9 protein-coding genes are annotated in these 14,798 nt (G+C 72.2%); 5 read left to right on the forward strand and 4 right to left on the reverse strand.

Annotated elements, in window-relative coordinates:
- Positions 1-28: 28 nt before the first annotated feature.
- On the forward strand, positions 29-3,001 hold the full coding sequence (locus AB0H86_RS21495; RefSeq protein WP_362440817.1) for an AAA family ATPase: 2,973 nt from the start codon (positions 29-31) through the stop codon (positions 2,999-3,001).
- A gap of 57 nt (positions 3,002-3,058) precedes the next feature.
- Here AB0H86_RS21495 and AB0H86_RS21500 read toward each other — a convergent pair whose 3' ends face one another.
- From AB0H86_RS21500 to AB0H86_RS21515, 4 genes are all read right to left on the reverse strand, one after another.
- A complete protein-coding gene (locus AB0H86_RS21500) occupies positions 3,059-4,285 on the reverse strand; it encodes an SGNH/GDSL hydrolase family protein (RefSeq protein WP_362440819.1) in 1,227 nt (408 codons plus the stop codon).
- Entirely contained in the window at positions 4,282-6,639 is a 2,358-nt protein-coding gene (locus tag AB0H86_RS21505) for a glycoside hydrolase N-terminal domain-containing protein (RefSeq protein WP_362440822.1), read from the reverse strand. Before AB0H86_RS21505 ends, AB0H86_RS21500 begins: the two co-directional genes overlap by 4 nt.
- A gap of 20 nt (positions 6,640-6,659) precedes the next feature.
- A complete protein-coding gene (locus AB0H86_RS21510; protein ID WP_362440825.1) occupies positions 6,660-8,456 on the reverse strand; it encodes a carbohydrate-binding protein in 1,797 nt (598 codons plus the stop codon).
- 86 nt (positions 8,457-8,542) lie between these two features.
- On the reverse strand, positions 8,543-9,715 hold the full coding sequence (locus AB0H86_RS21515; protein ID WP_362440828.1) for an ROK family transcriptional regulator: 1,173 nt from the start codon (positions 9,713-9,715) through the stop codon (positions 8,543-8,545).
- Between the two features lie 207 nt (positions 9,716-9,922).
- Between AB0H86_RS21515 and AB0H86_RS21520 the strand changes: the two genes are divergently transcribed.
- The 4 genes from AB0H86_RS21520 to AB0H86_RS21535 all read left to right on the forward strand — a co-directional run bounded on the left by AB0H86_RS21520 (position 9,923) and on the right by AB0H86_RS21535 (position 14,734).
- Positions 9,923-10,600, forward strand: a complete 678-nt coding sequence (locus AB0H86_RS21520; RefSeq protein WP_362440831.1) for an AIM24 family protein — start codon at positions 9,923-9,925, stop codon at positions 10,598-10,600.
- Between the two features lie 162 nt (positions 10,601-10,762).
- Positions 10,763-11,869, forward strand: a complete 1,107-nt coding sequence (locus AB0H86_RS21525) for a tetratricopeptide repeat protein (protein ID WP_362440834.1) — start codon at positions 10,763-10,765, stop codon at positions 11,867-11,869.
- Complete coding sequence (locus AB0H86_RS21530; RefSeq protein WP_362440837.1) at positions 11,866-12,891, forward strand: polyprenyl synthetase family protein; 1,026 nt, start codon at positions 11,866-11,868, stop codon at positions 12,889-12,891. Before AB0H86_RS21525 ends, AB0H86_RS21530 begins: the two co-directional genes overlap by 4 nt.
- Before the next feature lie 208 nt (positions 12,892-13,099).
- Positions 13,100-14,734, forward strand: coding sequence for a serine/threonine-protein kinase (locus AB0H86_RS21535; RefSeq protein ID WP_362440840.1), 1,635 nt, complete (start codon positions 13,100-13,102; stop codon positions 14,732-14,734).
- The last annotated feature ends 64 nt before the right edge of the window (positions 14,735-14,798 follow it).

The following is a 14,798-nucleotide window of genomic DNA, read 5'->3' on the forward strand; positions in this document are numbered from 1 at the left end:
TGTCAGTGCCGCCTGCCAGGATGGATCCGTGCCGACGATCTCAAGTACCGCACCGCTCATCGGCCGGGAGGACGAACTCGCCCGCCTCGCCGGTGTGCTGGAGCGCGCCCGGGGCGGTGAGGCCCGGGCGGTGCTGATCGCCGGGGACGCGGGCGTCGGCAAGACCCGGATGCTGGACGAGGTCGCCGCTGTGGCCGCCCGGGCCGGGACGACGGTGCTCACCGGGCACTGCGTCGACCTCGGTGACGTGGGTCTGCCGTATCTGCCGTTCACTGAGGTCCTGGGGCTGCTCGCGGCCGACGAACGGTTCACGGACGTCCTCGCCGCGCATCCGGTGGTGGACCGGCTGCTGGGCGGCGGCACGGACACGGCTCGGGACACCGGCGACCGGCTGCGACTGTTCGAGGGCATCGCGGGACTGCTGGCCGGCCTCTCGGACATCGCCCCGCTGCTGCTCGTCCTGGAGGACCTGCACTGGGCGGACCAGTCCTCCCGGGACCTGCTGCGGTTCCTGCTCAGCCGGGGCATCCTCCAGCGGTCGGCGGGCGGTGCGCCCACCCACCGGCTGGCGCTGTTCGCCTCCTACCGGGCGGACGACCTGCACCGCCGTCACCCGCTGCGTCCGCTGCTGGCCGAGCTGGTGCGGCTGCCCGCCGTGGACCGGCTGGAGCTGCGGCCCATGACCGATCCCGAAGTGGCCCGTCTGGTGCGCGCGTTGCGGGCCGGTCCGCTGCCGGATGCCACGGTCCGGCGGATCGTCGAGCGCGCCGAGGGCAACGCCTTCTACGCGGAGGAGCTGCTCGCGGCCACCGACACCGAGGCCGGGGGCGTTCCCAGCGGCCTCGCGGACGTCCTGCTGATCCGCTTCGAGCAGCTCTCCGACACCGCCCAGCAGGTGCTGCGCACGGCCGCGGTGGCCGGGCGCAAGGTCGAGCACGACCTGCTGCGGGACGCGGTCGGGCTCCCCGAGGACGAGCTGGAGTCGGCTCTCCGGGAGGCCATCGGGCGGCAGCTGCTGGTCTCCGGCCACAGCGACACGTACGCCTTCCGGCACGCCCTGGCCCGCGAGGCGGTCTACGCCGATCTGCTCCCCGGTGAACGGGCCCGGCTGCACGGCGCGTTCGCCCGGCTGCTCACCGGGCGGGGCCGTCCTGCCGAGAGCGCGGCGGAGCGGGCCCACCACTTCCGGGCGAGCCATGACCTGACCCAGGCGCTGGCGGCCTCGTTGGAGGCGGCCGGACACGCCCAGTCGCTCGGCGCGCCCGCCGAGGAACTGCGGCACCTCGAAGCCGCCCTGGACCTGTGGTCGGCTGTGGAGCCGTCCGCGCGGCCCACGGGCGAGGGCACCGACCGGGTGACGCTCACCCTGCGCGCCTCGGCGGCGGCCGCGCACGCCGGCCAGGCGCACCGGGCGGTCTCCCTCACCCGCGCCGCGCTCGCGGACATCGGCCAGGACGCGGACTCCGAGCTGGCCGCCCGGGTCCGGTACACGCTCGCCGGGAACCTGATCGGCGTCGACAGCCTGACGGCGGCGTTCGCGTACAGCAGCGAGGCGCTCGCCATGATCCCGGCCGAGCCCCCGTCGCGGACCTGGGTGTGGGCGGCGGCCACCCATGTGCTGGCGGCACGCCAGGTCGGGGAGTACGACACGGCGCTGCGGATCGCCCGGCAGGCTCTGAGCGTCGCGGAACGGCTGGACGTGACCGACGCACGGGCCGATCTGCTGATCTCGCTGGCAAGCCTGGAAGGCGGTGGCCGCCGGACGCCGGAGGGCCGGGAGCGGCTGCGGGGGGCCCGCGATCTCGCGCGCGGCTCGGGCAACGCGCCGGTGGAACTGCGCGCTCTGTTCAATCTGGCCGTCGGCTGCTTCGAGTCCGGTGACCTCGACGAGTGCCTGCCGTGGCTCACCGAGGGGCTGGACCGGGCCCGCCGCGCGGGCCTGCTGTCCTCGCCGTATCCGTTGGAGATGCGTTACCTCCGGCTGCTGGTGTTGTACACGCTGGGCCGCTGGGAGGAGTGCGTGCGGGCGGCGACCGCGGACGCCGACGTGCTTGTGGCAGCCGGCGGGTTCACGGTCGGGCCCGCGCTGTACGCGGCGCTGGCGCGCGGTGATCTGACGGCCGCCGACCGGGCCCGCACGCTCCTGGAGGGTCCGTTCGACTGGATGGGCACGCTGGTCGCGGCCATCGTGCTGACCGACGCGGCGGCACAACGGGGTGAGCCGGAGGCCGCCGTGGAGCGGATGCGCTCCTCGGTGGCGGCCCTCACCGACGACGCGGGCACTCCGCCGGACGTCACGGTCCGGCTGGCCGCCCTCGCCCTGTCCGCGGTCGCCGACCGGGCCGCCACGCTGCGCTTGACCGGCGACGAGGCCGAGACACGCCGCTGGACGGACACCGCGACCGAACTGCGCGACCTCGCCCGGCTCTCATCCGTGCACGGCGAGAACGGCACACCGCAGGGGCCGGAGGGGCAGGCGTGGCTGGCCCGGGCCGAGGCGGAGTGGGCGCGGGCGGTGTCCGGGCCCGACGCGGCTGCCTGGGGCAGGGCGGTCGCCGCGTTCGACTTCGGTGACGTGTACGAGCGGGCGCGCTGCCAAGTGCGGTTCGCCGAGGCCCTGTTGACGGGCGAGCGGCGCGAGGAGGCGGGCGTCGCGGCCCGCGAGGCCCGGGCGACGGCCGTCCGGCTGGGCGCCACACCTCTGCTGCAGCAGGTGGACGCCCTGATCCGTCGCGGACGTCTGGCTCGGACTCCGGCCGCCGACGCCCGCACCACGATCCTCACGGCCCGCGAACAGGACGTACTGCGACTCCTCACCCTCGGCCGCAGCAACCGGCAGATCGGCGAGGACCTGTTCATCAGCGCCAAGACAGCGAGCGTCCACGTCTCCAACATCCTCGCCAAGCTGGGCGCGGCGAGCCGCACGGAGGCGGTGGCGGTCGCCCATCGGCAGGGGCTGGTCAGTCCGGAGCCGAGCGGATCCGGGCACGGACGGTCCTGAGCCACTGGGCCACGGCTTCCTGCCGTTACGGGGCCGGGGCACCGACCCGTTTTCGAGTCACGGCTCGGTGCCCGGGCCCGGGCCGGCGCAGTCGAGGCTCTTCAGGTCGACGGCGTCGGCCATCGCCTGCATTCCCTTGTCGTTGGGGTGAATATGGTCGCCGCCGTCGAAGACGGGCAGCATCCGTGCGGGGTCGTAGGGACTGCGCAGGATGCGGTCGAAGTCGGTGACCGCGTCGAACTCGCCACTGGTCCTGATGAAGGTGTTGACCTCCTGGCGTACGGCTTCGGCGTCCTGGTCCCATTCGGACCAGCCCTTGAAGGGCCCGACGGTGGCTCCGACGACGCACTTGCCGGCCGCGTGCGCGCGCTCGACGAGCTCCTGGTAGCCACCGATCAGGTCCTCGGCGGTGACTCCGGTGTGGGCCTTGATGTCGTTGACGCCCTCGAAGAGGAACACGGTCCGTACGCCGGGCTGGGAGAGCACGTCGCGGTCCAGTCGGTTCAGCGCGCTCTGACCGGCGCCGTCGGCGACGACCTTGTTGCCCGCGATGCCCTCGTTGGCGACGCCTTTGATGCCGGTGTCCGCCCGTTGCAGGCGGCGGGCGAGGTAGTCGGGCCAGCGGCGGTTCATGTCGGCGGTCGACTGCCAGCCGTCCGTGATGGAGTCGCCGAGGGCCACGACGGCTCCGGTGCCGGGGCTCGCCCGCACGGAGACCGCGTCGAGGTAGAACCAGGAGCCGGTGGTCTCCGCCCAGGAGGCGCCGCTCTCCTCGGCGGTGTGGTCGCCCGAGCCGGCGTAGGACGTCTGCATGGCCATCCAGTGGCCGGTCACCGGGCCGGCCGCGTCGGGCGTGTGGATGCTGACCGCCAGGTCGCTCGCGGCCGGCAGGCTGCCGGGCAGCGGATCGCTGAGTACGGTCTCCCCGGCGGGGACGGTGACCGAGCGCGCCCCGTCGAAGGTCAGCCGGCGGTTGCTGCCGCGGACCAGTTCGGCGCCCTTCTTGCGCAGGCCGGCGTAGACGCTGTCGAAGGTCACGGGCCGGTCCCCGAAGGCGTTGGAGAGCCGGATCCGGGCGCCCTGGCCCGCGACGCTGGTGTGCACGACGAGCCGGTAGCCGCGGTCGGCGGTGGCGTCCCCGACGCGATCGGCGCTCGAGCCCCAGGTGATCACGCCGGCCGGGGCGTCGATCGCTCCGGTCCGCGTGGACGTGGACTGGCAGGCGCAGGCGAACAGCAGCATCCCGGCCACCAGGCCCAGGCTCGCGGGGAACCGGGCCGTCATCGTGTGAGGTCCTTCAGTGTGACGGACTCTCCGGGCTGCAGACTCACGGTCCGGACCCTACCGCCGTACGCCACCGTCGTGGTCCGGCCACCCACGCTGCGGATCCGTGCCCAGGTCGGCCTGCCGTCCTGCCAGCGCAGGTCGACGACGAAGCCGCCCCGGGCGCCCGCTCCGGCGAGGGAGCCGGAGGCGGCCCAGGCGTCCGGAAGGGCGGGCAGCAGTTCCAGGTGGCCCGGGCGGGAGTTCAGGAGCATCTCGGTCACGGCGGCAGGTGTACCGAAGTTGGCCTCGATCTGGAAGATGCCGTTGCCCTGGCTCACTTCGTAGATGTCGAAAAGGTTGGGGGCGGTGCCGTTGCCGCCGTCGGTCGACGGGCGGAGGTTGTTGACGATCAGCTGGTAGGCGTTCTCGGCGTTCTTGAGGCGAGCCCAGCACAGGCTGCGCCAGGCGTTGGCCCAGCCGAAGCTGTTCATACCGCGCGCGGTGAGCAGGGCGGTGGCGCCGGCCACGATGTCGGCCGGGGTGGAGCCGTCGGGGCGGATGCGGTCGCCGGGGAACAGGTTGATGAGCGGGGACAGGTGACGGTGGGTGGTCTCGCCGAGGTTGTCGGGCGACATCCACTCCTCCAGCCAGCCGGTCTTCGGGCTCACCTCGGGCAGATACAGACGCTTGCGCAAACCGGAGATCGTCTCGGCGTATCCGCTGTCCTTCTTCAACTCGGCGGAGGCGACACAGTAGTTGCCGAAGAGGGTCCACAGCAGTTCCTGGGCGTAGGTATTGCCCTTGGCGTCCTGCGGCCCATGCTCCGGCGACCAGTCATGGTCCGCGATCAGCACCTCCCTCCCGTTGTCGAGGGTGGTGGTGAGCAGCCGCGCCTCCCAGAACTGGCAGGCGCCCTTGAGGAGGGGGTAGATCTTCTCCAGGTGGGTGCGGGAGTGCGTGAACTCGTAGTGCTCCCAGAGGCTGGCGCACAGCCAGGCGTTGCCCGCCGGGTGCCACCACCAGCCGAGTCCGCCATAGGGGTTGGTGGAGAAGGCGACGGTCCAGCCGGCGACCTTCCCCGTGGAGTTGCGGTAGCGGTTGCGGGAGTCCTGGAACAGCCGGTGGGTGAGGTCGGTCCAGGACGGGAGCTGATCGACGCAGTAGTCGGTGAAGGCGTCGAAGCACTGCGACAGGCCCAGCCGGTCGGCCATCCAGTAGTTCATCTGGATGTTGATGTCGGTGTGGTAGTCGCCCATCCAGTCCGGGTCGTTGCCGTCGAGCCACAGCCCCTGCAGTCCCATCGGGAGGCTGCCGCGCGACGCGGAGATCATCAGATAGCGGCCGAACTGCACATAGGCCGCTTCGAGTTCGGGGTCGGGTTCCCCGTCGCGGGCCCGCGCCTGGATCCGCTCCCAGGTGTCGAGGGAGCGCTGCCCCTCGGACGACGTGCCGAGCGAGAGCCCGAACTGCCCGAACAGCGCACGGTAGTCGGCGACATGCGTGCGCAGCAGGGTGCCCGCCGAGTGGGCGGCGGCGTCGCGGACCTTCGTGCGGGCGAGCTTGCGCGGATCGAGCGACGGGGCGCGGTAGCCCTTGGCCGCGTCCGGCGCGTAATTGGTGCCGCCGCTCACCACCACGGTGAGGTCCTTGCAGCCGGAGAAGGAGATGTGCGAGCCGCTGACGGTGACGCGGCCGCCGCTGCCGTACGCGGTGACGGCGGCGCCGTACTTCAGCCCGTTCGGGAACGCGGCGCCGAAGGACACGCCGGCGCCCTCACCGTGCGTGCCCTCCAGCGTGACGGTGCCGGTGTAGCGGCCTCCCCCGCTCTGCGTGAAGTGCAGCACGATCACGTCGTCCGGACGGCTGGCGAAGATCTCCCGCCGGTAGGTCACTTGGGAGCGGACGTACGACGTCGTCACCACGCCCCGGTCGAGGTCGAGGGTGCGCCGGTAGCCGGAGACGGCGGACAGGTCGTGGTCGGGGATGTCGACGGTGAGCCGGCCGAGCAGGGTGAGGGAGCCGAAGTCCTCACGGCCGTAGGGGAACTGGCCGTCGGCGTCGAGGGAGTCGTTGAGGCCGCCGGTCCACATCGTGGCGTCGGTGATCAGCAGGACCTCACGGCCGGGGTCGTTGCTCGCGAGGGCGCCGAGACGGCCGTTGCCGACCGGCAGGCCCTGTTCGATCATCGACCGGTCGTCGGCGGGGGCCTGCCACCACAGACGGTGGCGCGGGTCGCTCGTGAACGCCGGTGCGGTGGCGGGCCGTCCGGGCGCGGCGGTGGCGGTGAACGCGGGCAGGCCGGCGAGGGCCGCGGTCGTCGCGGCGAGGGCGAGAAGGTTTCGTCTGGGCAGCGGTGCGGGGTCGGTGTCCATGCGGGCTCCCGGAGAGTCGGTCAGGAAAGTCGGGGGACGTCGATCCGGTCGATGTCCGGGGCGTAGCTCGTGCCGCTGTCGAAGGTGATCGTGTTGGTGCCGGCCTTCAACGTGACGGGCACACTGACGGTCCCGACGGTTCCCCAGTCGCCGGTGGACGGGAGCTTGTGGCGGGTGGTGCCGCCGCTGCCCGCGGACACGTCGACGGAGCGGGCGTCACCGCTGATGTAGGCGACCTTGACCCAGTACGTGCCCGCCTTGCCGACGACGACGTCGTTGAAGCGGATCTTGCCGCCGAGGTAGAGGTTGCCGACCTTCTTGCCGCCGGAGCAGGTGGCGCAGTCGCCGACGGAGGCGTTGCCGCCGAGGGTGTTCGCCGGGGCCTCGGCCTCGTAGCCCTTCCAGTCGAGGCGGCCGCCGGGCGGGGTGACGGTGAACAGGCGGGAGCCGTGGGCGGGCAGGGCCTCGGTGATCTTGTTCTTGTGGGTGCCGAGGTTCTCGTGGTTCCACAGGTCGCGGACGGCGGCCTTGCCGGTGAAGCCGAGGGTGGACCAGTCGGCGGTGACGGCGGCGGGCGCGTCGGCGAGGTTGAACAGGGCGACGGTGTAGGTGCCGTTCGGGTTCTTCGCGGCCCACACCTGCTGGGGGTCGGAGGCGGTCACCGGTCGGGCGGGCGGGGCGGCACCCTGGTTGAGGGCGATGACCTCGCGGTTGGTCAGCAGGGACAGACCGTAGGAGTCGAGGCGGGTGAGGTCGTCGCCGGTGTAGAGCGGGGACTTGGCGATGGCCCACAGGGTGGCGTAGCTCTGCCGTTCGGCCTTGGTGAGGCCGTCCATCTCGCCGTTGCCGACGTCCAGGGAGTCGAGGTCGTTCCAGCCGCCGGGGCCCGCGTGCCGAGTCCAGCCGGGAGTGTCGTCCCAGCGGTCGTCGACGGAGTTCTCCCAGCTGACGAGGGTGTTGCAGTAGCACTCGACGTCGGTGTCGACGCGCCAGCCGTTGGAGTACTTCTTCCAGTCGGCGGCGTGTCCGATGTCGAGGGACCAGGACAGTTCGAAGTGGATCGGGCGGCCGGTGGCGGCGATGGCCTGGTTCCAGGCGGCCACGTCGGCAACGTTGTCGTACTGGTCGCCGCTCTTGCCGGAGCCGGGTCCGACACCGTCGAGTTTGAAGAAGTCGTAGCCCCAGTCGGCGATGAGTTGTGCCTGCGAGTCGATGTACTTCTGGGTGCAGGGGCGGGAGAAGTCGAGCTTGTAGGAGCTGTCCCAGCCGTTGGTGGTGCGCAGGTCGCCGTAGACGATGTCGGCGGTCGTGCAGCCCTGAGCGTTCCAGACGGGGACCTTGCCGTCGCCGTACGCCTCCTTCTCCAGGCCGGCGGGCAGATAGATCCCGGCCTTGAGGCCCTTGGCGTGGATGCGGTCGGCGACGGCCTTCATGCCGCTGGGGAAGCGGTCGGGGTCGGCCTTCTGCCGTGCGTACTGGTCGAACTGTGGCTTCCAGCTGTTGTCGCGCCACCAGCCGGCGTCGATGTTGACGTACTCGTAGCCGTACTTCTTCAGCTTGGCGGCCATGGCGTCGGTCTGTTTGAGGACGTTCGCCTCGGTCAGGTAGCTGTAGTCGCCGTCCGGGTTGAGGCCCGGGTACTTGGACGACTGCATGCTCCAACTCGACCAGCCCATATAGGGCTTGGCCGCCGGGGCGGGCGCGGTGGTCTCGGCGTGGGCCGCTGGGGCGACGGTGACGGCTCCGGCGGCGAGGGCCAGGACCACCGCGGCTCTCAGGGCGCGTGCGGGCAGGACGGCGTACGAGGATGACCGCATGGGTCGTACCTCCCGGGTCGGCTCAGCAGGGGAACTGCCTGTTGGGGGGGAACTGCCGGTAGGGGGGAACTGCCGGTAGGGGATGGCTAGATGTCGGCTCGGATGAAGGACTGGATGGCTGTGGCCGCGGCCCCGCGCGCCCATTCCTCGAAGGTCAGCGGGCGGGTCTGGACGTCGCACTGGGCGGCGGAGCCGAAGGCGGCCGCGGCCAGGGCGTCGCGGATCTGCTCGGCGAACAGGTCGTAGGCGGCCAGGCCCTCTCCGGAGATGATCACGCGTTCGGGACCGAGCAGGTTGGCGACGGTGGCGATGCCGCGGCCGATGGCCTCGCCCGCACGCGCGTACGCCTCCCGTGCCGCGGCGACCCCGAGGTGGGCGAGGCGCACCGCCTCGGCGGTGTCGGGGACCTCGAGGCCGGTGGCCTCGCGGATCCGCCGGAGGATCGCGGCGTCGCCCGCGATCGCCTCGACGCAGCCCCGGTTGCCGCAGTGGCAGGGCGGTCCGGACGGGTCGACGGTCACATGGCCGATCTCGCCGGCCACCCCGTGGGCGCCGGCGACCACCCGGCCGTGCACGACGAGACCGCAGCCGATACCCGCGCCGACGGTCACCACGGCGAAGTCGGACAGCCCGGCCCCGGCGCCGAACCACTGCTCGGCGACGGTCAGGGCGCGCACGTCGTTGTCGACGGTGACCGGCAACCCCGTGATCGTGGCGGCGAGTTCGGCGAGGGGCACGTCACGCCACTCCAGGAACGGCGAGTAGCGGACGGTCCCTTCGCCCCGGTCCACGTCGCCGGAGACCGCGATGCCGACGCCGAGCACGGGCGCCCCCGACTCGTCCGCCTCGGTGCGCAGTTCCTGGACCACGTCCGCGACGGCCGCCAGCGCCGCCGTGAGGTCACGGCTGGTCAGCGGCGCGTGGCGAGCGACGCGGATCCGGCAGCACAGGTCGGTGAGCACGCCGATGATCTCGTCGCCGGTCACCTTGACCCCGACGAACAGGGCCCGTCCGCCGTCGACCCGCACAAGGTTCGCCGGCCGCCCCAGCGCGGGCTGGGCCTGCGCGTCCGCGTCCTCCACCAGGTAGCCCGCCTCGATCAGGGGCCGAACCGCCTTGGTGACGGCGGCCGGGGACAGCCCGGCACGCCGGGCCACCTCCAGGCGGGTGAGGGGCCCTTGGGACAGCACGGTGGTGAAGATCTGTGAGGCAGCAGGCGTGTTGACCGGAAACCTCTCGGCCCGGGGTGTCGGGAGCATGCTCGGGAACCTAGGGGTCTTCTTTTCCACCGTCAATAAAAGAAACAGGATCCGACGTCCGAGATCTGCGCCCGGGCCGTTCGGACCGGGTGAACTCCCAGCGGGAATCGCCGACTTCATACCGGTTCGCGGACTCACTCACCCGGCTCTTCGGCGCCTGGTGCCACGACCTTGGCGGAGGGGATCCCTCCGGGCCACCATGCCCCCATGAAGAGCGATCTCTTTTCCAGCGAGCACATGGTCCAGCCGGCCACACAGGCGGGCATGACGGTCGAGAACTCCAAGTGCGTCCGCTACACGGTGAACGGCGAGATGCTCGCCCGCCAGGGCGCGATGATCGCCTACCGCGGCAACCTCCAGTTCGAACGCAAGGGCCAGGGCGTGGGCGGCATGCTCAAGCGCGCGGTCACCGGTGAGGGCCTGCCGCTGATGGCCGTACGCGGGCAGGGCGAGGCCTGGTTCGCGCACGAGGCGCAGAACTGCTTCGTCGTGGACGTCGAGCCGGGCGACGAGTTCACCGTCAACGGCCGCAACGTCCTGTGCTTCGACGCCACGTTGGCGTACCGGATCGCGACCGTGAAGGGCGCCGGCATCGCCGGCGGCGGCCTGTTCAACAGTGTCTTCACCGGGCAGGGCCGACTGGGCCTGGCGTGTGAGGGCAATCCGCTGGTCATCCCGGTCTCCGCGCAGTACCCGGTGTACGTCGACACGGACGCGATCGTCGGCTGGACGGCGGGCCTGGCGACCTCGTTGCACCGTTCGCAGTCCATAGGGTCGATGCTGCGCGGCGGTTCCGGCGAGGCGGTGCAGTTGATGCTGCAGGGCGAGGGCTACGCCGTCGTACGGCCGAGCGAGGCGACACCTCAGAAGGCTCAGCAGCACTGACGTGATCTACGCCTCACGGGCAACCTCGACGGCTGTCCCGACGTCTTGACCGCCAACAGATGACGCCCCGGCCCAGTGGGCCGGGGCAGGTTTCCGACGCGCTATACACATGATGTATACACCACGTGTAGACATGCCGTGTATATCGACCGAGAGGCAGGCATGTACGACAAGGCATTCGCCCCGGAGTACCAGGGCGCCCTCACCACCCTGTCCGTGAACTCCTCGCTGACCGACGTACTGGCCGCCGGCACCGAGCAGTTGCGGGCCGCCGAACAGGCGGGCCGGCACGGGGAGGCCGCACGATCCGGGCTCGCGGTCGCCGAGGCACACCGCCGGCTGGGCCGGATCGGGGAGGCCGACCGGGCGTGGAAGGCGAGCTATCGCGCGGCCCGGGAGGCCGGGGACATCGCGGCGATGGCCTGGGCGCTGTGGAGCGGCGGCACCCTGGCCCGGCAGCGCGGCGCGTTCCCCCTGGCCCGGCGCCTGCTGGAGTTGGCGGCCGAACTCGGCGAACGCGGCGGCGACATCGTCGTCCGCGGCTACTCGCTGGCGGGACTCGCCGAGACCGGACGCATCCAGGGCGACTACGAGGCGGTGGGCCGGCTGCACGAGCAGCTGCTGGCCGAGGCCCGGCGGCGGGGCGAGGCGCGGCACACCGTGTGGGCGCTGGAGGGTATAGCGCAGATCCACCGCAACACCGGCTCCTACGACACGGCGTACGCCCTGTTCGAGGAGGCGGCCCAGATAGCCTCCGACGCCGACGACCGGCGTGGGCACGCCTGGGCCCTGCGCGGGCTCGCCGACGTGGTCTCCGTGCGCGACGGGGACACGGAGCGCGCGCTGGTCCTGCTGTCCGAGGCGGAGGAGACCTGCCGTGCGATGAAGCTGTCCAGCGCGCTGGCGTACAACCACAAGATGCGCGGCAACGTCCTGTACCGCGCCGGGCGTTACGCGAAGGCGCGGGACTGCTACGAGCAGGCGCTCGCGGAGTTCCGTGACATGAGCGAGCCGCGCGGCACCGCCCTGGCGCGGCTCGGGCTGGCCAAGTCCCGGGCCCGACTGGGCGACGACCGCGCCGAGACCGCCGCCGAACTGGCCGATCTGGCCCGCACCCTGGACCGGCTCGGGCTGCGGCACGCCAGGGAGATGGTGGCGCGGGCCCAGGAGGAGTTCGGCATCCGGGCGGACGCACCGGAGCACTCGCCGCAGGCGTCACGGCGGCAGCCGCGGGAAGCGTTCGACACGCGGACGGAGGCCGTACGGTGACGGCGTTGACGTCGGCGGTCGCCGCCCCCGAAGTCCTGGACCGTTGCCGCGGATTGGTGCTGCCCGCGCTCCAGGAGGCGGTCGGGCGCCTGCATCCGTGGGTGGGCGAGATGGCCGGATACGCGTTCGGCTGGTGCGAGGTCGGAGGCGCGCCCACCACGGCGACCGGCGGCAAGGGGGTGCGCCAGGCGCTGGCCGTACTCGGAGCCGAGGCCGCCGGCGCGCCCGGACGGGCCGGGGTGCCCGCGGCGGTCGCGGTGGAACTGGTGCACACCTTCTCGCTGTTGCACGACGACATCATGGACGGTGACGCGGCCCGGCGACGCCGCCCCACCGTGTGGAAGGCGTACGGCACGGGCCCGGCGGTCCTCGCGGGCGACGCGCTGTTCGCGCTGGCCGTCGAGACCCTCGCCGGCTCATCGGCGGGCCCCGAGGCCCTGCGCCTGCTGTCCGTGGCGCTGGGCGACCTGGTGCGCGGCCAGGCCGACGACCTCCTGCTCGCCGCGCGCCCGTGGGTGGGGCCGCGCCGGGTGCGGCCGGTCGAGTACCGCACGACGGCCGAGCACAAGACCGGTGCGTTGCTGGGCTGCGCGGCCGCGCTGGGCGCCCTGCTCGGCGGCGCGCCGCCCAGCGTGGTCGCCGCGCTCGACCGGGCCGGACGGCATCTCGGGGTCGCGTTCCAGATCGTCGACGACGTGCTGGGCATCTGGGGCGACCCGGCCGTCACCGGCAAGCCCGTGCACGGCGACCTGCGGGAACGGAAGAAGACGTTCCCCGTCCTGTCCGCACTCGACTCCCCCTCCCCCGTGGCCGGCCGGCTGGCCGCACTCCTGGAGTCCGACGCGGAGCCCGCGCGAGCCGCCGCGCTGATCGAGGAGGCGGGCGGCAGGTCGGCCGCGCTGGCCGAGGCCCGGCGGCACATCACCGCCGTGGAGGCGCTGCTGGCCGAAGTGCCACTGGAACCGGCGGCCGGGGGCGATCTGCGGTCCCTGCTGGACTTCCTGGTGCGACGCGATCTCTGAGAGCGGGGCGCCGCCGACCCGGTCCGAGCCGGGAGCGCGTCAACCCGCGCAGGGCCCGCTCAGTTCCACCGGCCTGTGGAACAACTGTCGAACAGCTGTCGAACAAAAGGGAAGCAGTGCTCATCAGTTGCGAATTCATTGAACGCACCCCGTCCTGGTCCGCGTACCTCTGGGAAAGGTGAGAGCCAGGGGTTCAGCGAGGGATGACATGGTCAAGGCGCACGTGTCCACACAGGAGTTGGTCGCCGGAAGGTACCGGCTCCTGGAGATCCTCCACCGCGAAACCAACCGTACCTGCTGGTACGGCGAGGACCTCGGGGCCGGGCGACCCCGTCTCCTCACCCAGATCGGGCTGCCGGCCGACCTGGACGGGGAGAGTTCGCGCCGGGCCACCGCCCGTGTCATCCGGATGGCCGAGACCATGGGACGGGTGTGTCCGGGCCGGGTCGCGGAGGTGCTCGACGCCGTCGAGGAGCACGGCGTCCTGTGGATCGTCACCGAATGGATCGACGGCCTGCCCCTGACGGAACTCCTCGCCCAGCAGGGCACGTTCAGTTACGTCCGGGCGGCGCGCATCGGCCTGGAGGTGCTCGACGTGCTGGAGACCGCGCACGGCGAGGGCATCACGCACGGCGAGCTCAGTCCCGGCCAGGTGTTCGTGGGAAACCAGGGCTCCGTCGTCCTCACCGGCTTCGGCCTGACCGGCGCGACCCTGGCACCCCGGGTCACCGCACCGTCGTACGCCTCGCCCGAGCAGGCCCGCGACGAACGCATCGGGCCGGCCGCCGACCTCTGGGCGCTCGGGGCGATGCTGTACACGATGGTCGAGGGCCGGCCGCCGTTCCGCGACCGGGACCGGCCGGAGGCCACTTTGCGCGGGGTGGACCGGCTTCCGCTGCGCAGTCCCGTGCACGCCGGGCCGCTCGCCCAGACCGTGCAGGGGCTGCTGCGCAAGAACTCCCGGGAACGGCTGACCCGCCCGGTGGTTCGCGAGGCTCTCACCCGGGTCCTGAACGAGGAGCCGGAGGACGCTCTGCGGGCGCTGCCCAAGCCCCGTCTGCGCGGCCTGTACCAGACGGGCCCGGTGTGGAGCCGACGGACCATGGTCGCCGGGACCGCCCTGGCCGTCGTCACGGTGTCCGTCGCGGTCCTCGCGGCGACCCGTCAACTGCCGGGTACCGACTCCGGCTCCAGCTCCAGCTCCAGCGGTGCGGCATCCCGGCCGAGCGCCTCGACCCCGGTCACCGACGGACAGGCCTCCTCCCCGCCCGGGACGCCGACGCCGACACCCCCCACTCCGGCACCCACCACCGCGAAGCCCTCCGCCACACCGACACCCACGCCGACACCGTCCCCTTCCGGCGACGCGCTCCCCGCCGGATTCCGTGTGTACAAGTCACCGGAGGGCTTCTCCGTGGCTCTCCCGGCCGGCTGGAAGGCGCTGAACACCTCGCGCACGGGCGACCTCTCGTCTCGCGTGACCTTCGGAAAGGACGACGACCCGCGCACGCTCGCCGTCACCTACAGCGAACGCGTGGGCGCGGACCCCGTCGCCGTCTGGCGCGACGACGTCGAACCCGGTCTGAAGCGGGCGGACATCGGCTTCCAGCGGATCGGTGAGATCCGCGCGACGACGTACCAGGGGCGTGAGGCCGCCGACATGGAGTGGCTCGCCGACGACTCCCACGGCACCCGGTCGCGCACGTTCGGCCGCGGCTTCCTCATCGGGGAGGGCCGGGGTTTCTCGCTGCGCTGGACCACGCCGGCCGCGGACTGGAACGACTCCGCGAACCGGGAGGCCCTGGACACCTTCCTGAAAACGTTCCGGCAGACCTCGGACTGAGCCGCGCGGCTCCGCCCAGCCGGGCGTCCTCTCCCGATCGGCGCCGTGATCGAAGGGACCGCGA

Source organism: Streptomyces sp. NPDC050997, assembly GCF_040660135.1.
In the GTDB taxonomy this organism is placed as follows: domain Bacteria; phylum Actinomycetota; class Actinomycetes; order Streptomycetales; family Streptomycetaceae; genus Streptomyces.